The organism is Marinobacterium aestuariivivens (genome assembly GCF_042661465.1).
Taxonomy (GTDB): Bacteria; Pseudomonadota; Gammaproteobacteria; order Pseudomonadales; family Balneatricaceae; genus Marinobacterium_A; species Marinobacterium_A aestuariivivens.
The window spans coordinates 5,278,151-5,300,688 of sequence record NZ_JBHSWE010000001.1 but is presented as its reverse complement, the minus strand read 5'-3'; the positions used below and the strand labels follow the sequence as shown (position 1 = coordinate 5,300,688).

Genomic DNA, 22,538 nt, shown 5'->3' with positions numbered 1-22,538 from the left:
TTGGTAAACTCCCTGAAGATTGCCATCGAAAGTCGATAAGGAAGATCTGTCGCCATGACGTTCGTTCAGAAAAGCTCCACCAACACCACACCGATCAGCGCCCGCGACCGGCGCCTGATGGTGTCCGATACCGATATCAACTATATCCTCGTCAATGGCGCCCAGCTGTCGCTCAGCAAACTCAAGCGAGCCAAGAGCTTCGATGCTAGGCTCTACTATTTTGCCGAGATCGGTGTTTTTCTGGAAGTCTCCCTGTCTCGCGGCGCGGGCATTACCGATGATACGCGCGAGGCGCTGCAGGACATTCACAAGGAGGCGGTGCACCTGCACATGGCGGCAAACAAGGCCGATCATCTCATTCAGACCGACCGTGCAGCCAGTGCCGGCTGAGCGTCTCCATTCCGAGCAGTAGATTCGCCGTGACCGAAACCGCAACCCAGGCCTTCGATGCCAAGGCCTTTCTTGCCCGCCTGACGTCCAGGCCCGGTGTCTATCAGATGTATGCCGATGACGGCAAGATCCTGTACGTCGGCAAGGCCAAAAACCTCAGAAAAAGGGTCAGCAGCTATTTTCGCAGCAGCGGCCTGGCGCCCAAGACGCAGGCCCTGGTGGCACGCATCTGCAACGTCGAGGTGACCGTCACCAACAGCGAAACCGAGGCGCTGCTGCTGGAGCAGAACCTGATAAAGGAGCAGCGCCCGCCCTACAATATTCTGCTGCGGGACGACAAGTCCTATCCCTATATCTTCGTCTCGGACCGGGATACCTATCCTGCGGTACGTTTCCATCGCGGTGCCCGTCGTGGCAAAGGGCGCTATTTCGGCCCCTTCCCCAGTGGCAGTGCGGTGCGCGAGAGCCTCAACCTGATGCAGAAGCTGTTCCGCATCCGATCCTGCGAGGACAGTTTTTCCGCAACCGCACGCGTCCCTGTCTGCAGTACCAGATCCAGCGTTGCAGCGGGCCCTGTGTCGGGCTGATCCCGCCCGACGACTACGCCGAGGACCTGCGTCACGCCACCATGTTTCTCGAGGGGCGGAGCCAGGCGGTGATGCAGGAGCTGGCCGGCGAAATGGAAAAGGCGGCGGCGGCGCTTGATTTCGAGCAGGCGGCGCGTTATCGCGACCAGATCAGTCATCTGCAGAAAATCCAGGAGCAGCAGTACGTCAGTGGCTTCAGCGGCGATGCCGACGTGGTCGGCTGTGCACTCAAGGCCGGGGGCGTCGGCATCCATATGCTCTATGTGCGCGGTGGTCGCATTGTCGGCAGCAAGGTATTTCACCCGAAGGTGTCGGTGGAGGAGTCCGAGTCCGGCGTGCTCTCGGCCTTTCTCGCCCAGTGGTATCTCGGCTCGAATCGCGAAGTGCCGGAACAGGTGATCGTGCCGTTCGAGCTGGAGGACGCCGAAGTGCTGGAGCAGGCGCTGATACAGCGTCGTGGCCGCAAGGTCGCGGTGCAGTTCCGGGTGCGGGGCGAAAAGGCCGGCTGGCAGCGCCTGGCCCAGACCAATGCCGAGCAGCAGCTGGCCAGCCACCTGGCCAGCAAGCAGAACGTCTACAACCGCTTTCTGGCGCTGCAGGAGGCGCTGGGGCTCGATGCGGTGCCGCAACGCCTCGAGTGTTTCGATATCAGCCACAGCTCGGGTGAGGCGACGGTGGCCTCCTGCGTGGTGTTCGACCGCAACGGGCCGCTGAAGTCGGATTACCGCCATTTCAATATCGAGGGTATCACCGCGGGCGACGACTATGCCGCCATGCGTCAGGCACTGAGCCGTCGCTATACGCGGCTCAAGAAAGGCGAGGGCAAGCTGCCGGATATTCTGCTCATCGACGGTGGCAAGGGGCAGGTGACCCAGGCGCGGGAAGTGCTCCAGGAACTGCAGATCGACGAGGTGCTGATTGTCGGTGTCGCCAAGGGACCGAGCCGGCGGGCGGGGCTCGAGGTGCTGGTGATGGCCGAGAGCGGCGACGAGGTGACACTGGCGGGCGATGCGCCGGCGCTGCACCTGGTTCAGCATATTCGTGACGAGGCCCACCGCTTCGCCATTACCGGGCATCGCAGCCGGCGTGGCAAGGCGCGGCGGCAGTCCCGGCTGGAAGGTATTCCGGGGTTGGGCCCAAACGGCGCCGGGAATTGTTGCGCCACTTTGGCGGCCTGCAGGAGATCGAACGTGCCGGTGTTGAAGAAATTGCAAAAGTCTCTACCATTAGCCGCAAACTCGCGGAAGAAATCTATGCCGCGCTCCATCCCGACCCCTGAGTATCAGGCACTATTGCGGCAGGTAAGCTGTTGTCCATGAAAATCCCGAATCTTCTGACCGTTGCGCGAATCCTGCTGATCCCGGTATTCGTACTGCTCTACTATCTTCCCCAGGCCTGGTCGCCCCTCGCCGCGGCGCTGGTATTCGGCGCCGCGGCGCTGACCGACTGGTTCGATGGCTACCTGGCGCGCCGCCTCGATCAGTCTACGCCCTTTGGCGCCTTCCTCGATCCGGTGGCGGACAAGCTGATGGTGGTCGTGGCACTGGTGCTGCTGGTCGAGACCTTCGACCACCCCTGGGTGACGATTCCGTCCGCGATCATCATCGGTCGCGAGATCGTGATCTCGGCTCTGCGGGAGTGGATGGCCGAAATCGGCGAGCGCGCCAGCGTCTCGGTGTCCTATATCGGCAAGATCAAGACGACTCTGCAGATGATTGCCATTCTGCTGCTCGTGGCATTCACGCCCTACAGCATGCTGTCCTGGGTGGGAATAGTCGCGCTGTACGGTGCAACCCTGCTGACCCTGTGGTCGATGGTGATCTATCTTCGCGCCGCCTGGCCGCTGCTGGTCGAGGATATCTGACCGGCGCCCGCGCAATGGGACGGGAACCGACGATCAAGAACTTGGCAGGCCCTAAGCGGCATCCGCCACTTGCAGCCCGGGGCTTGCTGTTTGAAGCCTGAGGCTTTTTTGCGGTAAGTGTTTAATCTTTAAGCAAAAATATTTTTATTTCAGTGTTGACACAATCCGCGAGGTCTCTATAATACGCACCACTTACAGCGCAGGCGGGAATAGCTCAGTTGGTAGAGCACGACCTTGCCAAGGTCGGGGTCGCGAGTTCGAGTCTCGTTTCCCGCTCCAGTTTCAATACTGCGAAGTAAGGCGCTATCCGAGGCTGGATGGCAGAGTGGTCATGCAGCGGACTGCAACTCCGTGTACGCCGGTTCGATTCCGACTCCAGCCTCCATTTTCGCCCGGGTGGTGAAATTGGTAGACACAGGAGACTTAAAATCTCCCGCCTGAAAAGGCGTACCGGTTCGATTCCGGTCCCGGGCACCAATATCACTCAGGCAACACAAAGCGGGAATAGCTCAGTTGGTAGAGCACGACCTTGCCAAGGTCGGGGTCGCGAGTTCGAGTCTCGTTTCCCGCTCCAATTCATCTCTTCAAGTTACGTTAAGACCGTTGCCAATAGGTTGGCGACCCGTTGTTTCTATGTCGGGGTCACGACCGGAACGCCGGCCGGTTGAGTCTCGTTTCCCGCTCCAATTCATCTCTTCAAGTTACGTTAAGACCGTTGCCAATAGGTTGGCGACCCGTTGTTTCTATGTCGGGGTCACGACCGGAACGCCGGCCGGTTGAGTCTCGTTTCCCGCTCCAAATTTTGATCTACAGACGTCCACTGAAGTCTGTAAGTCGTTGAAAGAAGGGGCGAAAGCCCCTTTTTCGTTCCAGCGAAGTCTGCTGAAAACCACCGACGGCCAGCCTTTTTGAGGCCAGAATTGAGGCCAAACTAAAGGGGTGGTGTCAGTTCCGGATTGTTGCTGGGTTCGGGCGGGAGCCGTGACGAGCATAGAGCCTAAGTCTCAGCTTAGGAGCTATGAGATGGCACTCTCCGATCTGATTGCAAACCCAGCTCGGCATCCGGTTGTTGCTGTTGACGGGCGTGCGGACCGGCGAGTTGCACTCGGCCACGCCCGATCAATTCGACCTGGAGCGGGGGTTATGGCTTATCCCGCCACAGAACGTCAAGCAGGTACAGAACAACATGCGTAAAGCCGGCAGGCGACCGCAGGACCTGCCGCCCTACATCGTGCCGCTGTCTATTCAGGCTGTCGAGGTCGTTCGCTACCTGCTGGACGAGGTCAAGCCGGCCCAGCGCTATCTCCTTGCGCAGCGTAGCGATCCGAAGAAGCCCATCAGCGAAAATACGCTGAACGGTGCCTTGCGTCGGATGGGCTATGAAGATCGTCTCACCGGCCATGGCATCCGCGGCACGATTTCCACGGCGCTGAACGAAATCGGCTATCCCAAGGTGTGGATAGACCATGTCATACCAGACAACGTGCATGCGGTCGCAGAAATAGTCATTTTGAATCGACCCGGCTTTGCCGGAGACTCCAAACCTTGAGAGGTTGGAGGTTCCGGTAAAGCCGGGTCGATACACTCACCAGTCTATCGATTCCGGTCGGCTTGTTGAAACAAGACGGATCTTGCAGAACGGATAATCTCCCAGTACGGAACGGCTGATTGCGATACGACCCGTCGAGATCGCTTTTGCTGGCGATGTGACGGTGCACGACTCTCGCTCATCCGAAGAACAGGTAGCACGTTATTGATGTGCCGAATCGAGGGCCGCATTGTGCCGTCCGCTGCTACTTGGAATCCCAAGTCCTGGAGCCCTGAGGTATGTATTCCACTTGCAGCTGTGGGGAAGGGCAGCGCTTCGAACGTTCATGTACGACTGCCACCGAACGGCCAGGTGCGGACTCCTAACTATTCGGTCAGGTATGTGAATATCCGCCTCGGATCTTAAAACACTCTACATGTAAACTGCCGGCTTTTGAGCGCAGGAAGTACTCAGACCGTGCTTCCTGGTTCCGGTATCAATTCCCGTGATATTTGATTGGGCCGTTCTCAGCTTTGGATTCTGGCACCGCTTGGACGACAGCAGACGGCTGTGTAGTCGCTCACGTTCCGAGTCCTAAGACCCGGAGCAGCAGAACTGGGCTAAGCTTCTATCAAGGCCTATCGGTATGAAATACGGTCACATTACCACTGATTTGGCTCACCTGCTTTCGGGCAGTAGGTAAGCGGTGTGAAGGCTAGTTGTTGCACTACAGCAGCGGCCGCTAAGTGCCGCTATGTAAAGCTATACATAGGTGCTGCTAGCTGACGCTCAGACTTCGTTAACTGTCAGGTAGGGATTATTTGGCGGAATCTCATCGAACAGATTACTCGAGTCCTGCAATAGATATCCATGCAAGCGACGTGACTTGCGCGGCCCCGTTACTTCACAGGTCCAGATATTCAACCCGTTCGGCTCTTTTTCGGTGCAGATCCAGTTTCTCGAAGCGCTTCTGTATCCACTGCCAATCCTGCTGCTGGCTTTCCATGGCCCAGGAAGCGATCTGCATTGTGCCGCTACCGGGCTGGTTGCGGTGGTCGGGCGGGGTGGCGACAGGACCGGGGATCGCCCTGTCGCCGGAGGGGTCAGGCGGCGACGGTGCCGTGCGGGTCGATGACGAATTTCTTCGCCGCGCCGCCGTCGAAGTCGGCGTAGCCCTTGGGCGCCTCGTCGAGGCTGATGACCTGGACGTTGACCGCGTCGGCGATCTTCACCTTCTCGAACAGGATCGCCTGCATCAGCGGACGGTGGTACTTCATCACCGGGCACTGGCCGGTGTGGAAGCTGTGGGACTTGGCCCAGCCGAGGCCGAAGCGCATGCTTAAGCTCCCGTGCCTGGCGGCGTCGTCGACCGCACCCGGGTCTTCGGTCACGTACAGGCCCGGGATGCCGATCTGGCCGCCGGCGCGGGTTACGGACATCGCCGAGTTCAGTACGGTGGCCGGCGCTTCCTTGCCATGGTTGCAGCCGCAGGCGTGGGCTTCGAAACCGACGCAGTCTACGAAGGCGTCAACTTCGCGCTCGCCGAGGATCGCCTCGATCTTGTCGGCCATGTCGCCTTCCCGGGTCAGGTCGATGGTTTCGCAACCGAAGCTGCGGGCCTGGGCCAGGCGGTCTTCGATCATGTCGCCGACGATAACGCAGGCGGCACCCAGCAGCTGGGCGGAAATGGCGGCCGCCAGGCCAACCGGGCCTGCGCCGGCGATGTAGACGGTGGAGCCCGGGCCGACACCGGCGGTGACGCAGCCGTGGAAACCGGTCGGGAAAATGTCGGACAGCAGGGTCAGGTCCTTAATCTTTTCCATTGCCTGATCGGCATCCGGGAACTTCAGCAGGTTGAAATCGGCGTAGGGGACCATGACGTATTCGGTCTGGCCGCCGACCCAGCCACCCATATCGACGTAACCGTAGGCGGCGCCGGGGCGTGCCGGGTTCACATTCAGGCAGATGCCGGTTTTGCCTTCCTTGCAGTTGCGGCAGCGGCCGCAGGCAATGTTGAACGGCACGGAGACCAGGTCGCCGGGCTTGATGAACTCGACATCGCGGCCCGCTTCGACGACCAGGCCGGTGATTTCGTGACCCAGTACCAGACCGGACTGCGCCGTGGTGCGGCCGCGAACCATGTGCTGGTCACTGCCGCAGATGTTGGTGGTAACGACTTTCAGAATAACGCCGTGGTCGCATTTGCGATTGCCGATGGCGAGTTCCGGATAGGGGATCGACTCGACAGCGACCTCTCCCGGCCCCTTGTAGACGACACCGCGGTTTTCTGTGGATGCACTCATGTTGTTCTCCTTTTTTTGCTCCGGGGAATCTGCGAACAGGTCCCGGAGGCTGCTTGAGACTTGTTCTCAGCAGGCGTCTTCCAGCGCCAGCAGGCCGATGCCGGTGGTCATCGGGGCGTAGTAGAACTGGTGTACCTCGCGTACCTGTGGCGCCATGGCGCCGCGCATCACCAGCCACATAATGACTTCGCCGCCCTCGGCGCCGGCGGCGGTCATGACCTCGCGGTGCGACAGGTCCGCCAGTGTTTCCGGTCGCTGCTGAATGTCCTGCAGCCACTGGCGGTCCCACTCCTCGTTGATGAAGCCGAAGCGTTCGCCATTGAGCTGGTGCGACAGGCCGCCGGTACCCACGACGGCAACGCGCAGGTCCTCAGGGTAGGCTTCGATGGCCCGGCGCAGCGCCTGTCCGAGCTTGTAGCAGCGCCTGCCGCTGGGCATGGGATGTTGGATTACGTTGACCAGCAGGGGCACCACCTGTACCGGCCAGCTGTCGTCATCGTGCGACCAGAGCAGCGGCATCGCGGTCAGGAATCCGTGGTCCAGGTCCATTTCCTGGCACAGCGTCAGGTCGAATTCGTCGGCGACCAGCGAGTTGGCGAGGTGTTCGGAGAAATCCGGTGCGCCCGGGAAGTCGGGCAGGGGTCTCCGGCCGTAGCCCTCGTCCGCGACCCTGTAACTTTCGGCGACGCCCAGCGCGAAGCTCGGATAACGATCGAGGAAAAACTCGGTGCCGTGGTCGTTGTAGACCAGGATAACGACGTCCGCCTTGACCTCTTCGGCGAGCCAGCGCTTGACCGGCTCATAGCCGTCGAACAGCGGTTGCCAGGCGGGGTCCGCCTGATTCTGCTGATCGTAGGCCCGGCCGATGGAGGGGACGTGGGAAGAGCCGATACCGGCGACTATCCTGGCCATCAGGTCGCTCCTGGAACGTTGCGGGTTTTCATGAAGTCCTCGAAGCTTTCGCCGCGCATCTGGGCGCCGATCGGGTATAGGCCGTGGCCGAGGGTGGCGCCGAGCTTGAGGAAGAAAAACAGGTTGCCGCCCAGCTGCGTCAGGCGCAGCCAGTTGCGCTCGCGCACCGCCTGCTTCTGTTCGGCGTCGAGCCCGAAGCGGGTCATGTAGGCGTCCTCGTCGGCGAGATAGAGGTCGCGGTTTTCCGCAAGCCTCAGCGAGTGGCACATTTTGTTGATGGCGTATCCCCGTCGGGACAGCTGCAAGTCGAATACGTAGGTGCCGGGGATGCCCCAGCGGTCCCGATTATCTGACATTGTTGAATTCTCCCAGTGTCATTCGCCGTACAGAACAAAACAGGCGCGACGTTCGGCGAGGCGCCAGCCGTCGCTGCCGTTTCGGCAGAGATCGTCGAGCTCGCCGATCAGTACCTTGCCGTCCAATGGGGCGCCGAAAGGGTCGCCGGGTTCGGTGGGGCCGCTCGAGGCGTACAGCTGAACGTAACAGCGGACCCGTACGCAGTCGGCCGATTCCAGGCTAAAGCGGAAGTTGCTGCACAGATGGCGCGTGATTCGGGTCGTCGGTCGGTCGAGGTAGCTGTTCAGAATGGCGTTACGGCCCTTCAGCGGTGTCCGGGGCGCGCTCGGGCGGTACAGCTGCGCGTCTTCGGCGAACAGCGCCGCCAGTCCTGCGTAGTCCTGCTGGTCGGCGCGAAACGCCGCCTCCAGCACCAGCCGTTTGCAGGCTTCCTGCTGCTCCGGGGTCGGCAATGTCATGCTTGTGCCTCCAGCCAGTCGCGGATCGCCGATGTCACGGCCTGCGGCCGTTCCATGGTGCTCATGTGACCGGCGTCTTCGATTACTTCCAGGCGGCTGCCCGGTATCAGACTCGCCATTTCCTCGTGGCGCGCCAGCGGACTCCAGCAGTCTTCCCGGCCGCACAGCAGCAGCGTCGGGCAGTCGATCTCGCCAAGCTGCGCGGTGGCGTCGGGCCTGTGGAGCAGGGCCACGATCTGGGCGGCGAAGATTTCGGGCGTCTTGCGCTCGATCATCGCCAGGATGTCGTTGACGAGCTCCGAGTCGTCGAGGCGGGACGGATGCACCATGCCCGCCAGCCAGGTCCGGCCCATGGCGCGCATGCCGGCCTCCCTGGCCTGCTGCAGCAGCGCCAGCCGGCCGCTTTTTCATGCTCGCCGGCATCTCCTGCGGGACGGCCGGCGTAGCCGGTATCCAGCAGAATCAGCTGGCAGACCCGCTCCGGGGCCTGGCGATAGATTTCCAGCGCCACCCGTCCGCCCATCGAATGGCCGGCCAGTACAAAGCGCTCCGGAGCCTTGTCGAGGGCGCGCGCGGCCATGTCCTCGATCGAGTCGGCCAGCCCGTAGTCCGGCACCAGGCAGCGCCAGTCGCCGAGGGACGCGACCTGGTCGCGCCAGACCGCATCGTCACAGAGCAGGCCCGGCAGTAACAACAGAGACTTCATGGATTCCTTCCTGATAACGGTGCGCCCTCAGGTCGCGACCTGAGGGCGCCGGGTGGACTAAGTGGTCAAGACCCTGTCAGAACAGGACTGTCTTGAAACGGTAGGTCAGGTTCATGCCCACCTCGGTGGCCTCTTCGCCGTTGTCGTTCTCGGCGTAGAGAATGCCGCCGCCGAGGGTCAACCCCTTGGCAAGCTGGTAGTTGGCGCCGATGCTGTAGCCTTCGTTACCGCCACCGCCGAGCTGTACCGTCCCGGCCGGGTTGTATGAATCCCAGGCCTGGGTGTAGTTCACGCCGACTTTCCATTTACCCTTCGACCAGTCGAAGCCGACGTGGACCTGCTCATCATCGACGTGGATGTCCGCCTTGTCGTTGTTGTAATCCTCGTAGGCGTAGTAGGCGCTGCCGCTGATCAGCGCGCCGGAATCGAGCTTTTTGCCGATCTTGAATCCGACATCGGTGTTCTCCTGCAGCATGTCTTCATTAATGATCTGCGTGGACGTATGGGTAATACCGGCACTCAGCGCATAGCCTGCCGACGTTTTGCCATTCCACTGCAGCGCCAGCTCGTACTCGTCATCCTTGAGCCCGAGATCGCTCCAGCTGTCCTGCTCGTCCGCGATGCTGCCGCGGAACCCGTCAAATCCGGCGTAGGTATCCTGCAGGTTGATCGAGGCGCCGAACAGGAAGCCATTCCAGGCGGGAGACTCGTATCCGATCTTGATGGCATCCGAGGTGTCCCTTGAAAAGGCGCGCCAGTCGCCGCCGACGATGCCGTTGGGCCAGTCCCAGTTGTAAGGGTTTCCTCCCTCACGGATGGTACCGCCGGCGAAGGGCAGGTTGCCCCACCAGGGAATGATGCCGGTAAAGGCACCGTGGCCGACGGCAATGCCGACGCGGCCCGACTGTTTCGGCTTCAGCCGGTCGGCGGCACCGTCATCCTCGCCGAGATAGACGTTGCCGTAGCGGTCGCTCTTGAGTTCGATCGACAGTTCGTCGATCTGGTCGTCATCGAGCCAGGCGTCGTCCAGTTGAATGGCGCTGTGCAGCTTCAGCTGGAACTGTCCGTGGCGATCACTGAGGAAGTTGTAGATCGGGTCCAGCGTGGTGGTCGCGGTGTAGTAATAAGGCAGACCGCTGTTGATCTCTTCCTTGTCCGGGTTTGGTGCCGTGCTGTCGCTGTAGTCGACCGACGAGACGCCGGCATGGGCACCTAATCCGACTTCGAGCGCAAAGCCCTGTTCCGTTTCGGCGCTGGCCTGGGCAGCCGCCGTCGCCAGGTTGCTGCAATCACCGAGGCCAGGAGGCGCGGTTGCAGTCGGTTTACGGACTGGGTGCTGTTCTGTCGGGTCGGTTTGATGTAAGTCATCGAGCATAGTCTCCGCTTCTTGTTGGTATTGTTGTTGGTATTTTTGTTGGGTTGGGTTGGGTTGCCTCTTGTGTGACCACGGAGTGATGCACGGGGATTGGTCATGCATCTTTCCGGGCAGCGGTATTCGGTCGTTCATTCGCTGCGGGATGGTCAGAACACTCCGACTTCCGCCGGCGGGCGCACATCGTCCGTCAGCTCGCTGCCGGACCAGACCCCGACGAGGATGCCCTTGCGACGGGACAGCCCGGTCAGCGATCGCTCTTTCTCCCGGCTGACGGTGGAGCGGTTGCGCAGACCGGTGCTCCAGTCGAGCATCTGTCCGCGCAGTTGTGCGCGGATCGCCGCGTATCCGGGATCCCGGCCCAGGTCGACGAACTCGTTCGGATCGTTTTGCAGGTCGAACAGCATGTCCGGCAGGCCGAGGCAGTGGACCAGCTTGTAGCGGCCGTCGAATGCCATCGTCGTGCGGGCTTTCAGCGGGTCGACGCCGAGTTGCTGCGCCACCGGCAGGCGTCCGTAGTCGCCTTCGGAAAAGATCACCGCTCGCGCGGGTGCCTCTGCTTCGCCGTGCAGCCAGGGCCGCAGCGAATGACCTTCCAGCCTGTGCTCCGGCGGTGTGCCGCCAAGCGACTCGATGAAAGTCGGCAGCAGGTCGATGGCGCCGGTCAGGGCGTCGCAGGTCTTGCCGCGGGTGCCGTCGGCGGCGGTGGCGGGGTCATGGATGATCAGCGGAATCTTCACCGACGGCTGGTGGAACAGGTCCTTCTCGCCGAGCCAGTGATCGCCGAAGTAGTCGCCGTGGTCGGCGGTCAGCGCGATCAGGGTGTGTTCGGCCTGACCGCTGCGCTCGAGGTACGCGAACAGCCGGCCGAGCTGGTCGTCCAGCTCTCTGATCAAGCCGTAGTACGCCGGCAGCACGTGATTGCGCTTGTCGACGTCCTGGAAGGTGCGGGCGACGCCCAGCTGCATGTACGCCTGTAGCAGCGGGTGCGGGTTCTCGAGTTCCCGCTCCGAGCGTACCGGCGGCGGCAGTTCGCAGCCGCGGTACAGGTCGTGATAGGGCGCCGGCGCCGGTAGGGCCAGTGCGGCTTGATGTATGACAGGTGCAGGCACCAGGGCGTATCGCCGAGCGCCTCGATGGTCTCGATCGCGCGGCCGGTCAGGTAGGCGCTTTCCGAATGTTCGGCCGGTATCCGGGCCGGGCGGTGCGCGTTTTCCATGTAGAAACCGGACAGCGGGGTACCATCCTCGCCCTCGGCGGCGTTGGCCCATTCGAGCCAGGGGTTGCGGCCGGTAAAGCCCTGCTCGCGCAGGTAGTCGTTGTAGCGCGGTTCACGGCTCGAGTAGGGACCCGCCGGCCCCTCCGGATGGATGCCGTCGTCGTGCTCGCCCTCGACGAAGCCGGCGTTGGCCAGGGCGCGCCCCTGGTCCGACTCCGGGTCGATACCCAGACGATCCATGCCCTCGCGGTCCGGTTTCATGTGGGTCTTGCCCAGCAGCACCACCCGGCGTCCTTGTGCCTGCATGTAATCGGCCAGGGTCCACTCGTCGAGCCGGAAGGGCCAGTCGTTCCAAGTCGCGCCGTGGGAGCGCACGTGGCGTCCGGTGTAGATCGAGGCCCGCGCGTTGCCGCAGCTGGTACCCTGGGTGTAGGCGTTGGTGAAACGTACGCCCCGTGCTGCCAGCCGGTCGATATTGGGAGTCTCGACCACCGGGTTGCCGTAGCAGGACAGGGCGTCCCAACGCAGCTGGTCGATCATGATAAACAGGATGTTCTTGGCGGACATCAGCTAAGCGCCTCTTGAGGTTTGACTTGATTGATGCGGTGCAGAATCAGCACGCCGAGACCCAGGGCGGCAGCGGCCAGGCTCGGCAACTGAAAGGGAGACAACAGCACTATCGCCAGCGCCAGCCGCAACAGGCTCGACAGCGTTCCCAGCGAGTGCTGATCGAAGCGCGCCAGGGCGCTGCCGGCCAGATAGAGCGCCAGCGCCAGTTGCGCCAGCATCCACAGATAGGCCCCCAGGCTGAATACGCCGCCGGCCTCGGGCACCGTGAGCATCAGCGGGTTGTAAACGAACGCGAACGGGATCAGGAACAGCATCGCCGCGATACGGGTGCTGACCAGCGCCGTTGCCATCGGCGAGCCCTGGGAGATCGACGCGGCGGCGAAGGCGGCGATGGCGACCGGCGGCGTAATGACCGAAGCGACGCCGAAGAAGAACACGAACATGTGCGCGGTGATCATCTCCAGCCCGAACGCCTGCAGGGTGGGGCCCATGACGACGATGATGGCGATATAGGCCGGCAGTGTCGGCATGCCCATGCCCAGCACGATGCAGCCGATCGCCGTGATCAGCAGCGCCGCCAGCAGCGAATATTCCGAGGCGCCCGACAGCAGCACGGCGAACTTGGTCGGAATGCCGGTGGACGACATCGACGCGACGATGATGCCGACGATGGCGATGGCGATGCTCAGACGTGCGACCGTGATGCCGCCTTCGGCCAGGGCGCCCAGCAGGCGGTACGGCTGGCGCAGGATCTGCGGGTTGATCAGGCTCAGCGGCAGCAGCGCGAAGATCGCGGTGATCGAGGCGCCCGCGGGAGAGGCGCCCTGAATCAGCAGCGTCACGATGATGGCCAGCGGCGCGACGATCAGCGACAGGTTGATCCAGTCCTGGCGCGTTATCGGTTCTGGCATCTCCTGATCATTGGCTTCGACGCCGAGCTTGCGCGCCTCGAAGTAGACCGCCAGGAACAGACTGGCGTAATAGGCGAGCGCGGGAATCAGCACCGCGATGATGATGGTCAGATAGCTGACGCCGACATAGTCCGCCATCACCAGCGCCGCCGCGCCCATGATCGGCGGCAGAATCTGCCCGCCGGCCGAGGCGGTCGCCTCGAGGGCGCCGGCGAAGTTGCCGGAGAAGCCGCGCTTGCGGATCATCGGGATGGTGACGACGCCGGTACCCACGACGTTGGCGACCGCGCTACCGGAGACGGTACCGAACATGCCGGAGGCGATAATGGCGGAGTAGGCGGGGCCACCCCGGAAACGATGCATCAGCGCGAAGGAAATACGGATCATGGAATCGCCGGCACCGCAGCCTTCGAGTACCGAGCCGAGAATGATGAACGGCAGTACGGTGCTGAGAATGATGCCGAAAATACTGCCCATCAGGCCGTTGTCGGCGCCGAACCAGAGGTTCTCGGCAAGGCCGTCGACCAGGTTGCCGCCGGACGTCCTGAGTATGCCGGGCCAGTAGTCGCCGGTGCTGAGGTAGGCGAACGCCAGCAGGCCGATGATGGCGATGGGCGCGCCCCAGAGGCGCCAGCACAGCAAGGTGGTCACGGCCACGGCGGCGACGGCGACCAGGGCATCGGCGGCATCGAAGAAGACGATGGATCGGATCATCTGCATGCCGACCTGGTAGTAGCGCACGCAGCAGTAGGCGACCAGTACCAGCGCGATCAGATCCAGCAGGATGCGCCAGACCGGCAGCGGCCTTCCGGTGGTCAGGTTGCGCTGCCAGCCGAAGACGATCGCGATGGCGACGCAGAGGAAGAAAAACAGTGGCCGGAACCATTCGAGCTCGAACGGGCCGATGCGGGGTATGGAGGCATAACCCGGCATGACGTTGGCCAGGCCCAAAAAGGCCAGCAGGCCCCCCAGCACCCAGATCAGGTACTGCAGTTTGTTGATGCGATTGGACATGGGAATTCTCGGTTGCGCGTGGGATTCGCCGGGGCCCGTCGGGCCCCGGCTGCAGACGCCTTCACAGGTCGTCGAGCTTAAGTGCCGACCGGGTTACCGGTCGGTCAGCAGCTGCTGCGGGATCTCGATCCCGGCTTCGCGGTAGTACTTGACCGCGCCGGGGTGCAGCGGTGCATTGACGCCGGCGAAGGGGTCTGCGGTGTTGGTGTCGCCGAGCAGTGCGTTGGATGCCTTGATGGCATCGATGTTCTGCCAGTACGCCTTGGTGAAGCGGTAGGCGACGTCGTCAGCCATGTTGCGGTTGACCGCCAGGTACATGATATTCGACCCGGTCAGGATGTTCTGGTCGCCGTTGACCTGGCCGGCGTAGGTGTTGGCCGGAATCACCGAGCTGGTCATGTAGGCCTTGTCTTTGTATTCGCGCCACTGATCGGTGCCGGTAACGCTTTTGGGAATACCGAGAATGCGGATCTCGCGCTGCAGGCTCAGTTCGTTGATCGACTGCTGCCCGATGGGCGCGCTGGTGACCAGCACGTCGTACTGGCCGTCCTGGAATCCCTGGATGGCGATATTCCAGGGCGCGCGGATGGCCTCGTAGTCGCTTTCGGGCTTCAGTCCCGACGCCACTTCGATCATGCCGATGATCTGCATGTTGGCGGCGCCGGCCGGTGGTCCGACGAAGACGCGTTTGCCGCGCACGTCATCCCAGTCCTCGATGCCGGAATCGGCCCAGGCGATGGCGTGGTAGGTGCTGCCGGGGAGCCCCGTGAGGGCGCGGACCTCGCCGGCCAGCTTCCTGGCCGCTTCGGCCTGTTCGGCGTAGGGGCCGGTGCCGTTGCGCATGGCGCTGAATGCCGGAGGCGGCACCAGGGATGCATCGAGCCGGTTTGCACCGACTTTCATGATCGACTTGGTCAGGGTCTGTCCCAGAATGACCTCGAGGTTGATGTCTTCCCTGGCGGTGTACTGGGCGATTGCCTGCGGCAGTATCCCGGTGACCGAAGAGGCGCCGCCGGCATCCAGACGCAGGGTTTCGGCGCTGGTGGGTGTCAGGTGAAGTGTGCAGAGTGTGCCGATAACGGCGATTATTTTTTTCATGACGACCTCTTGATTGTTTGTATGGTGCGATGTCGTGATTGCCAGTGTGCATTACTGGATCCAATTCGTATAATGACTTTTTAAGGTTTTAAACATAAAAAAATGAATACAAGAGCAGGCGCGTAGCGATGGAACCCAAGCATTTGATTCAACTGGCAACGATTCTCGACTGTGGCTCGATCAACCTGGCGGCGCAGCAGCTCAACGTCACGCAGCCGACGCTCACGAAGAACATGCAGACGCTGGAAATGCAGGCCGGCGCCAGCCTGTTCAGCCGCAGCCGTCACGGCGTGCGCCAGACCGAACTGGGCGAGGCGCTGGCGCGCGAGGGGCGGGTGATCGGCGATGCGCTCTGGGCCGCGCAGCAGATAGCCGTGCGCCACCGTCTAGGCATGCAGTCGGAGATGCGCATCAGCGTCGGTCCTATGGTGGCATCGCTGCTCATGCACCGGGTGACCGAGAGTCTCCAGTCACAGATGCAGCAGCTGTCGGTGGTGGTGCAGGTCGAAACGCCGTCGCGTTCGCTCGATCAGCTCAATCGCGGCCAGCTGGATCTGGTCATAGGTCCGGAGGTGCCGACGGCGCGGCCCGAGCTCGAGCGCGTGCGCCTGTTCGAGGACGAGCTGGCGGTGTTCGCCTCGGCGTCACATCCGCTGGCGGGTGCCGACAGGGTGGAAGTTTCCGACCTCGACGGTTATGACTGGATCAATCTGGCGACCTACGCCTTTTTCGGCGAGTCGCCGGTCGAGCTGTTGCAGCGCGCCGGCGTTCAGCGCTTCAACACCGCGATCGCGCTCAGCGGCGATGTAATGATCTGCTTGAATTCGATGATGACGGGACGCTACCTCAGCCTGATGCCGGTGCGGCTGACCGCTTTGGCGCAGCGGGATTACGGGATTCGGCGGTTACCCGTCGACGCCGACTTCGGCCGGCGCGATATCTACCTCTGGCACCGCCGGGACTGCAAGTTCCGGGAGCTGGTCGAAAACATCCGCGTCACCATCGAGCAAGCATTGCAGGATGCCTGAGTGACGGTGCGCTCAGGCGCCGCAGCTTAGATATCCAGCACCAGACGTTTACTCTTTGACCGCGAGCAGCAGGGCGTGAACTGGTCGTTCGCAGCATGCTCGGCGGGTTCCATGAACAGGTCGCGGTGATCCGGTTCCCCCTCCAGTACCCGGGTGAGGCAGGTACCGCAGACGCCGTCTTCGCAGGAATAGGGAATGTCGATATCCTGTTCCAGCAGTACCTGCAGCGCGCTCTTGTCGGCCGGAACCTCGAGTATCTGGCCGCTGCTGCCAAGCTGGATCTCGAAGGCAGCGTCGGCGTCGTGATTGATCGGCGCCGCCGCGAAATATTCCCGATGCACCTGGTCCGCCGGCCAGCCGAGGCGCTTGGCGGTGTCCAGTACGTGATCCATGAAACCCTTGGGGCCGCAGACATAGAGATGGGTGCCGGTTTCCGGGCGGGCCAGCAGGCTGGCCGCATCCAGTATCTGTGTCGGGTCGCCGTCATCGAAATGGAACTGTACCCGCTTGGCGAAGTCGCTGTCGGCGATGCGCTGGCGGAAGGCCGTGCGGCTTTCGGTGCGCGTGCAGTAGTGCATTTCGAACTCGCCGCCGCTGTGGGCCAGCCGCTCGGCCATGCACAGAATCGGCGTGACCCCGATACCGCCGGCGAACAGCAGGCTGCGCGCGGCCTCGTGGGCCAGCGGGAAATGATTGCGCGGCTCGCTGATCTGCAGCCGGTCGCCGGCCTGTACCTGCTCGTGCATCGCTGCCGAGCCGCCGCGGGAGGATGGATCTTTCAGCACGCCGATCTCGTAACGGTGGCTCTCCTCCGGGTGGTTGCACAGCGAATACTGGCGTACCAGGCCGTTCGGCAAATGGACGTCGATATGGGCGCCGGCGCCGAAAGCTGGCAGCGCGGCGCCGTCGGGACGTGCCAATTCGAACCGGAAGATGTCCTCGGCGTCGAGGGTCTTGGAAATTACTTCGACTTCGATCATGGTCAGGTCTCCTGTTCGGGGTCAGTTGCCGCGGGCCGCGGCCTCGTTCTGTTCCTGTTCCGCCTTGAGGAGCCGATCCAGGATGCGGCGTGACTGGACGCCACCGGCATCGATATTCAGTTTCAGCAGCTTGCGCTCGGGATAGTCGAGCAGGTTCTGCTGCTGCTGTTCGAGCATATCCAGGTCTTCGCCGAAGATTTTGCCCTGGCCTTCGCGGATCTGGGCCGTGAGGTTGGTATCTTCCGGCTTGAATTTGCGGGCCATGCCCCAGAAATACCAATGGCTGGTCTCGGTTTCGGGGGTGATGAAGTCCACCACGGTGCTGGCCGCCTTGTACTCGTCCGGGGCGTCGTAACCGCCGTGACCGGCATGGGCGACACCGACTTCGATCATGACGTGGCTCGGCGGCGTGAAACGGCAGATCTGCCAGCGGTCCACCGGTACGTCATCGGCCAGGTGGTTCGCTTTCAGGGCCATGCGCCAGAACGGCGGCGCCGTGATGTTATCCATATAGCGGCTGGTGATCACCTCTTCGCCGTTCACCTCGGTGGCGACCGGCGCCTCGTCGATCTCGGGCTGGCCGATGCTGGTGGAGTGAACGTAGGTCTCATGGGTAAGGTCCATGAGGTTGTCGATCATCAGGCGGTAGTCGCAGTTGATATGGTAGAGTCCGCCGCCGTAGGCCCAGTCCGGGTTGTCGGCCCACTCCGGTACCGGAATCTGCTCGGGATCGGCCTTGGATGCATCGCCGGGCCAGACCCAGACGAAGCCGTAGCGCTCCACCACCGGATAGTTCTTGATGCACGGAAAACCCCGAACGCGCTGGCCGGGCATCTCGGCGGTCTTGCCGTCGTTGCCCATTTTCAGGCCGTGATAACCGCAGACCAGCAGGCCGTCTTCGACGTAGCCCAGAGAAAGGGGAGCGCCGCGGTGCGGGCAGAAATCTTCAACGGCCGCTGCACGGCCTTCCGGGCCACGGTAGAAAACCATCTTCTCGCCGCAGATCTGGCGGCCCAGCGGTTTGTCTGCGAATTCGTTCGGGGTGCAGCCGACATACCAGGTGTTCTTCAGAAACATTTGAGGCTCCTCTGGGTGTTTGTTCTAGTTTGGATCCAATTTTAGGGTGATCTTGATTCATATCAAGCTTTTTATTCAATATTGGATCCATTTTATGGTTATAAGAAAATGCCACATTGGTCTTTAGTGGTTATATACGGGCCTGTTTGTTGCGATTTATGGCAATTTATTCAGGATTTGAAGGTGCGGGGCGCCGCCGCCATCCGCCAGGAGTACAGTCGGTTGTACCGGGCGAGAGCGACTGGATCCAAAGGTGTGATGACTGGAGCTAAGGGGGCCCGATGAATTAACAGCTCTCGGGGCTTGAGGGTTTGATATGAGCAAAGCGGGGCAGCCTGTGCCGAGCACATTGCGACAGATGATCATGTCCGGTGAGCTGGCCGCGGGCGAGCGACTGGCCGAGATTCCGACCTCCGAACGGCTGGGAGCTTCCCGGACGCCGGTGCGCATCGCCTTTCGGGCGCTATGCCGAAACCTTTGCCGGCAGAACGTTACAAACGGCGGAGCGGCACTCGACCGGGGTGGAGTGAGCCTGCGAACAGGCGGGGCAGACGTAGTCTCTCGTTGGCAGGGCCCGGAGCCGCTGTCCGGGCCCTGCCGGCGTGGGCTGTGCCTCAGGCCCTGCGAATGGCGCGCGGGCTTTCGTCCATGGTCGCGGTGATTTCCAGCGCCAGCTGTTCCATCAGTTCGCCTTTCTTGCGGCTGTAGTCTGGATCGAACCACAGGTTATGCAGGTGCAACGGGTCTGACTGGGTGTCGTACAGTTCGCCCCATTCCTCTCCCGGGTACAGCGTCAGGCGCCAGTCGTGGCTGTACAGGGTGCGACTGCGGGATGCCCGTTTCAGTCCCAAGCGCGGCACATTGTCGTTGTGCTCTATCAGCAGTTGCGCCCGGCCGTCTCCGGCAGCCACGTCGGCCAACAGGTCGCGTCCCTGAATGCCGAAATAGGGATCGATGCCGGCGCGGGCCATGATCGTCGGGCCGATATCGATGGCGCTGCCAAGATGATCGCTGACCAGTCCGGCCGTTGCCGCGGGGTCGCGCCAGATAAAAGGTACGCGGTGGATCGATTTGCGCATCCAGGGGCCCTTGAGCAGCATGTTGGCGTCGCCCAGATAATCCCCGTGGTCGGCGGTATAGATGACCACGGTGTTGTCGTCGAGCCCGCGTTCCCTGAGGGCGGCCGTGATGCTGCCCACGGCGTCGTCGATCATGTCGATCATGCCGCCGGTAAGCGCCATGGCCTCCTTGCAGTGCCGCTCGGTGGCGGCGAAGGCTTCCTGGGGTGTATCCGGGTATTCGCCTTTCGCCAGCCGCTGGCGGGCGAACTCGACCAGCGGAACCGGTATCGTCAGGTCCTCGGCTCTGACGTCCAGTTCGAATTGCTCGGGCTGGTATCGGTCCCAGTATTTCCCGGGCGGGTTGAACGGGTGATGGGGGTCCGGGAAGGAGACGAACAGAAAGAACGGCTGCTCCGCGTCCGTCTGTTCATTGATCCACTCCACGGCCTGGTTCTCGATGTAGCGGGTCGGGTAGAGCTCCTCGGGAAGCTTGGTCTTCTTCGCCTGGGGGCAGGTGTAACCGTGCTCGAACTGCTCCTTCGGGTCGCGAAAGCGCTCCCAGTCAGGTGTCTGCTTGCGCAGCCACTGCAGGTAGTGACCGCCGGCCCTGTCACCGTGGTCGGTGACCATGTCGACATGATCGAAGCCGTAGTAGGGTGTCGGGAAGTCGTAGCGCTCGTCCGACTCGTACTGGCTCGGCTCTTCATGCACGTAGGGCTTAAAGTCGTCTTTCCAGGCCTCGGCGATCGGGCCCTGGTACTTTTTCGCCAGGGCATCGCCGAAAGGCGCATCGTTGGACGTGAACGGCTGCAGGTGGCTCTTGCCGATCGCTGCAGTCTGGTAGCCCGAGGCGCGCAGCACTTCGACGAAGGTGTTGGCACGACTCGAGAGCGCGCAGCCGTTGTAACGCAAGCCATGGACGCTGGGATAGCGCCCGGTAAGAATGCTCGCCCGGTTGGGCATGCACACCGGCGATGCGGTGTGAAATTCCTCGAAACGAATGCCCTGGGCCGCCAGCTGGTCGATATGGGGGGTGTTGAGGACCGGGTGGCCGTAACATCCCAGCCAGTCTGCACGCTGCTGGTCGGATACTATCAGTACGAAATTGGGCCTGCGATTCATGTCATACCTCCTTGATCGCCGGGGTTGTCCTGGATGCCAGAATGCGTCGTGCCACCAGCAGGCCGCCGATAACCAGGGCCACCAGCTTGGCGATAACAAAGGGCGACAGCAGCGCCAGCGCCAATGCGAACAGGGCCAGCCGCTCCGGTATGCCCAGTTCGCAGCGGTCGAAACCGATCAGCGCACTGGCGGCGAGGTAGATGGCGGCCAGCAGGCCAGTGATGGACATCGCCAGGTGCAGCGGATTCAGCGGGGCGTCGGATGCGGCACCGAGCAGCAGTGCCGGATCCAGCGCGAAGGCGAACGGGATCAGAAAGATCAGTGCGCCGATGCGCGAGCTCTCGACCGCCGTTCCGATCGGTCTGCCCTGTGAAATCGACGCGGCCGCGTAGGCGGCGATCGCCACGGGCGGCGTGATGACGGACGCCACGCCGAAGAAGAACACGAACATGTGTGCGGTCAGCAGGTCCAGCCCCAGCTGCTGCAGCGTGATGCCCATCACGCTGATAATGGCGATGTAGGCCGGCAGGGTGGGCATGCCCATCCCCAGTACCACGCAGCCTATGGCGGCGATGATAAGTGCCATCAGCAGCGACGAGCTCGCCGCCTCGGTCAGCAGTACCGCCAGCTTGGACGGGATGCCGGTCGCTTCCAGCGTCGCCACGACGATGCCGACGATCGAGATCGCGATGATCAGCTGCGCGACGGTATGACCGCCGGACGAGAGGGCTTCCAGCAGCCTGAACGGTTTCTGGCGAATCGTCGGGTTGATCAGGCTCAGCGGGAACAGCAGCAGGATCGCCGAGATCGAGGCGCCGGCTGGCGACATGCCGCTGATCAGCAGCCAGACGATAAGGAAGATCGGGCCGAACACCAGAATCAGGTTCAGCCAGTCCTGGGTCTGCGGCTTCTCGATCTGCTCGTCATCGGTCGCGCTGATATTGAGGCGCTGGGCCTCGAAATAGACCGACATGAACAGGCTGACGTAGTACGCCAGCGCCGGTAACAGCACCGCGGTGATGACGCTGAGGTAACTGACGCCGACGATATCGGCCATCACCAGCGCTGCCGCGCCCATGATCGGCGGCAGAATCTGCCCGCCGGTCGAAGCCGCTGCTTCCACGGCGCCGGCGAAGTTGGCCGAAAAGCCCCGGCGACGGATCATCGGAATGGTGACCACCCCGGTACCGACCACGTTTGCCACGGCACTGCCGGATACGGTACCGAACAGTGCGGACGCGGAAATGGCCGCGTAGGCCGGGCCGCCGCGGAAGCGGCGCATCGAGTAGAAGGCGATGCGGATCATGGAGCTGCCGGCACCGGCGCCTTCGAGCACGGCGCCCAGCACGATGAACGGCAGCACCGTGGTCAGGACGATGCCCATGATCGATCCGAGAATGCCCTGATCGGCGCTGTACCAGAGATTGGCGGCCAGCGTTTCGCTGATATCGGCCGGAATCGTCGCGAAGACGCCGGGCCAGTACTGGCCCGTGGCCAGGTAAAGCACGGCGATCATGCCGAGAATCGCAATCGGCGCACCCCACTGTTTCCAGCAGATGAAGATCGTCAACGCGGCCGCAAAGGCGGCGGTGATACCTTCACGCGGACCGAAGAAGTAAATCTCGTCCACCAGGACCTGGCCGATGTGGTAGCTGTCCCAGCTGACATAGGCTGCCGCCAGCGCCACGACCGCGAACAGCAGCAGGTCGAGCGGGCGGTGATGCCGGATCAGGCGGTGGCTCAGGAAGGCCAGAATGCAGAACCAGAAAAACAGCGGCCGATACCATTCGATCGCGAAGGGGCCGATGCGCGGCAGCACGTCGAAGGTCGGCAGCACATTGCCAAGACCGATCAGCGCGATCACCAGCCCGACCAAAAAGCTGAAGCGAGAGTAGTGAGTAGAAAGCATGGTGGAACCTGAAAGCTGAGGTGGGATCTGGCCGGCAGCCTTGGGGATGCCGGCCGGCGTATCCGCGCGAGC

The 22,538-nt window shown here is 62.4% G+C and carries 22 protein-coding genes, 4 tRNA genes and 1 pseudogene; 10 read left to right on the top strand and 17 right to left on the bottom strand.

Going from position 1 to position 22,538, the window contains the following annotated elements; translation table 11 throughout:
- The first annotated feature begins 54 nt into the window (after window positions 1-54).
- The 8 genes and pseudogenes from ACFQDL_RS27740 (at window position 55) to ACFQDL_RS27705 (ending at window position 4,390) form a co-directional block, all read left to right on the top strand.
- On the top strand, window positions 55-390 hold the full coding sequence (locus ACFQDL_RS27740; protein ID WP_379911854.1) for an excinuclease ABC subunit C: 336 nt from the start codon (window positions 55-57) through the stop codon (window positions 388-390).
- Between the two features lie 107 nt (window positions 391-497).
- Window positions 498-2,256 (top strand): annotated as a pseudogene (gene uvrC / locus ACFQDL_RS27735) (excinuclease ABC subunit UvrC).
- A 36-nt stretch (window positions 2,257-2,292) separates the two neighbouring features.
- Window positions 2,293-2,841 (top strand): CDP-diacylglycerol--glycerol-3-phosphate 3-phosphatidyltransferase, encoded by a 549-nt coding sequence (gene pgsA / locus ACFQDL_RS27730; RefSeq protein WP_379911852.1) that lies wholly within the window; start codon window positions 2,293-2,295, stop codon window positions 2,839-2,841.
- Between the two features lie 203 nt (window positions 2,842-3,044).
- A tRNA-Gly gene (locus tag ACFQDL_RS27725) sits at window positions 3,045-3,120 on the top strand.
- 32 nt (window positions 3,121-3,152) lie between these two features.
- Window positions 3,153-3,226, top strand: a tRNA-Cys gene (locus ACFQDL_RS27720).
- A 5-nt stretch (window positions 3,227-3,231) separates the two neighbouring features.
- Window positions 3,232-3,318 (top strand) — tRNA-Leu (locus ACFQDL_RS27715).
- Window positions 3,319-3,339: 21 nt separating this feature from the next.
- Window positions 3,340-3,415: transfer RNA gene (locus tag ACFQDL_RS27710), tRNA-Gly, on the top strand.
- A gap of 468 nt (window positions 3,416-3,883) precedes the next feature.
- Complete coding sequence (locus ACFQDL_RS27705; RefSeq protein ID WP_465264000.1) at window positions 3,884-4,390, top strand: tyrosine-type recombinase/integrase; 507 nt, start codon at window positions 3,884-3,886, stop codon at window positions 4,388-4,390.
- A 768-nt stretch (window positions 4,391-5,158) separates the two neighbouring features.
- On the opposite strand, the gene ACFQDL_RS33100 is transcribed toward ACFQDL_RS27705, so the two are convergent.
- The 13 genes from ACFQDL_RS33100 to ACFQDL_RS27645 form a co-directional block, all read right to left on the bottom strand.
- Window positions 5,159-5,293: a conjugal transfer nickase/helicase domain-containing protein gene (locus tag ACFQDL_RS33100; RefSeq protein ID WP_465263999.1), complete on the bottom strand. Its 135-nt coding sequence runs from the start codon at window positions 5,291-5,293 to the stop codon at window positions 5,159-5,161.
- Window positions 5,274-5,396, bottom strand: a complete 123-nt coding sequence (locus ACFQDL_RS33095; RefSeq protein WP_465263998.1) for a conjugal transfer nickase/helicase domain-containing protein — start codon at window positions 5,394-5,396, stop codon at window positions 5,274-5,276. The genes ACFQDL_RS33100 and ACFQDL_RS33095 overlap by 20 nt, the downstream gene beginning before the upstream one ends.
- Before the next feature lie 76 nt (window positions 5,397-5,472).
- Complete coding sequence (gene fdhA, locus ACFQDL_RS27695) at window positions 5,473-6,672, bottom strand: formaldehyde dehydrogenase, glutathione-independent (protein WP_379911850.1); 1,200 nt, start codon at window positions 6,670-6,672, stop codon at window positions 5,473-5,475.
- 66 nt (window positions 6,673-6,738) lie between these two features.
- Window positions 6,739-7,584: a class III extradiol dioxygenase family protein gene (locus ACFQDL_RS27690; protein WP_379911848.1), complete on the bottom strand. Its 846-nt coding sequence runs from the start codon at window positions 7,582-7,584 to the stop codon at window positions 6,739-6,741.
- Window positions 7,584-7,940 (bottom strand): protocatechuate 3,4-dioxygenase, encoded by a 357-nt coding sequence (locus ACFQDL_RS27685; protein ID WP_379911846.1) that lies wholly within the window; start codon window positions 7,938-7,940, stop codon window positions 7,584-7,586. Before ACFQDL_RS27685 ends, ACFQDL_RS27690 begins: the two co-directional genes overlap by 1 nt.
- A gap of 18 nt (window positions 7,941-7,958) precedes the next feature.
- Window positions 7,959-8,399, bottom strand: coding sequence for a nuclear transport factor 2 family protein (locus ACFQDL_RS27680; protein ID WP_379911844.1), 441 nt, complete (start codon window positions 8,397-8,399; stop codon window positions 7,959-7,961).
- Window positions 8,396-8,728, bottom strand: a complete 333-nt coding sequence (locus ACFQDL_RS27675) for an alpha/beta fold hydrolase (RefSeq protein ID WP_379911842.1) — start codon at window positions 8,726-8,728, stop codon at window positions 8,396-8,398. Before ACFQDL_RS27675 ends, ACFQDL_RS27680 begins: the two co-directional genes overlap by 4 nt.
- Window positions 8,671-9,105, bottom strand: a complete 435-nt coding sequence (locus tag ACFQDL_RS27670) for an alpha/beta fold hydrolase (RefSeq protein ID WP_379911840.1) — start codon at window positions 9,103-9,105, stop codon at window positions 8,671-8,673. The genes ACFQDL_RS27675 and ACFQDL_RS27670 overlap by 58 nt, the downstream gene beginning before the upstream one ends.
- A 76-nt stretch (window positions 9,106-9,181) precedes the next feature.
- On the bottom strand, window positions 9,182-10,480 hold the full coding sequence (locus ACFQDL_RS27665) for a porin (RefSeq protein WP_379911838.1): 1,299 nt from the start codon (window positions 10,478-10,480) through the stop codon (window positions 9,182-9,184).
- A gap of 146 nt (window positions 10,481-10,626) precedes the next feature.
- Window positions 10,627-11,445, bottom strand: coding sequence for a sulfatase-like hydrolase/transferase (locus ACFQDL_RS27660; protein ID WP_379911836.1), 819 nt, complete (start codon window positions 11,443-11,445; stop codon window positions 10,627-10,629).
- Window positions 11,370-12,263: a sulfatase-like hydrolase/transferase gene (locus tag ACFQDL_RS27655; protein ID WP_379911834.1), complete on the bottom strand. Its 894-nt coding sequence runs from the start codon at window positions 12,261-12,263 to the stop codon at window positions 11,370-11,372. The genes ACFQDL_RS27660 and ACFQDL_RS27655 overlap by 76 nt, the downstream gene beginning before the upstream one ends.
- The gene (locus ACFQDL_RS27650; RefSeq protein WP_379911832.1) at window positions 12,263-14,191 is read right to left on the bottom strand and encodes a TRAP transporter permease; all 1,929 of its coding nucleotides are present in this window, start codon (window positions 14,189-14,191) and stop codon (window positions 12,263-12,265) included. The genes ACFQDL_RS27655 and ACFQDL_RS27650 overlap by 1 nt, the downstream gene beginning before the upstream one ends.
- 93 nt (window positions 14,192-14,284) lie before the next feature.
- Window positions 14,285-15,289 (bottom strand): TAXI family TRAP transporter solute-binding subunit, encoded by a 1,005-nt coding sequence (locus tag ACFQDL_RS27645; RefSeq protein ID WP_379911830.1) that lies wholly within the window; start codon window positions 15,287-15,289, stop codon window positions 14,285-14,287.
- Window positions 15,290-15,417: 128 nt separating this feature from the next.
- Between ACFQDL_RS27645 and ACFQDL_RS27640 the strand changes: the two genes are divergently transcribed.
- Window positions 15,418-16,317: a LysR family transcriptional regulator gene (locus ACFQDL_RS27640; RefSeq protein WP_379911828.1), complete on the top strand. Its 900-nt coding sequence runs from the start codon at window positions 15,418-15,420 to the stop codon at window positions 16,315-16,317.
- Window positions 16,318-16,343: 26 nt separating this feature from the next.
- Here the strand turns inward: ACFQDL_RS27640 and ACFQDL_RS27635 are convergent, their stop codons facing one another.
- Window positions 16,344-17,297: a PDR/VanB family oxidoreductase gene (locus ACFQDL_RS27635; RefSeq protein WP_379911826.1), complete on the bottom strand. Its 954-nt coding sequence runs from the start codon at window positions 17,295-17,297 to the stop codon at window positions 16,344-16,346.
- Between the two features lie 21 nt (window positions 17,298-17,318).
- Window positions 17,319-18,374, bottom strand: a complete 1,056-nt coding sequence (locus tag ACFQDL_RS27630; protein ID WP_379911824.1) for an aromatic ring-hydroxylating dioxygenase subunit alpha — start codon at window positions 18,372-18,374, stop codon at window positions 17,319-17,321.
- Window positions 18,375-18,690: 316 nt separating this feature from the next.
- Between ACFQDL_RS27630 and ACFQDL_RS27625 the strand changes: the two genes are divergently transcribed.
- The gene (locus ACFQDL_RS27625; protein ID WP_379911822.1) at window positions 18,691-19,035 is read left to right on the top strand and encodes a GntR family transcriptional regulator; all 345 of its coding nucleotides are present in this window, start codon (window positions 18,691-18,693) and stop codon (window positions 19,033-19,035) included.
- On the opposite strand, the gene ACFQDL_RS27620 is transcribed toward ACFQDL_RS27625, so the two are convergent.
- A complete protein-coding gene (locus ACFQDL_RS27620; protein ID WP_379911820.1) occupies window positions 18,989-20,557 on the bottom strand; it encodes a sulfatase family protein in 1,569 nt (522 codons plus the stop codon). The two genes, ACFQDL_RS27625 and ACFQDL_RS27620, sit on opposite strands and share 47 nt — an antisense overlap.
- Before the next feature lies 1 nt (window position 20,558).
- The gene (locus ACFQDL_RS27615) at window positions 20,559-22,466 is read right to left on the bottom strand and encodes a TRAP transporter permease (RefSeq protein ID WP_379911818.1); all 1,908 of its coding nucleotides are present in this window, start codon (window positions 22,464-22,466) and stop codon (window positions 20,559-20,561) included.
- Window positions 22,467-22,538: the final 72 nt, after the last annotated feature.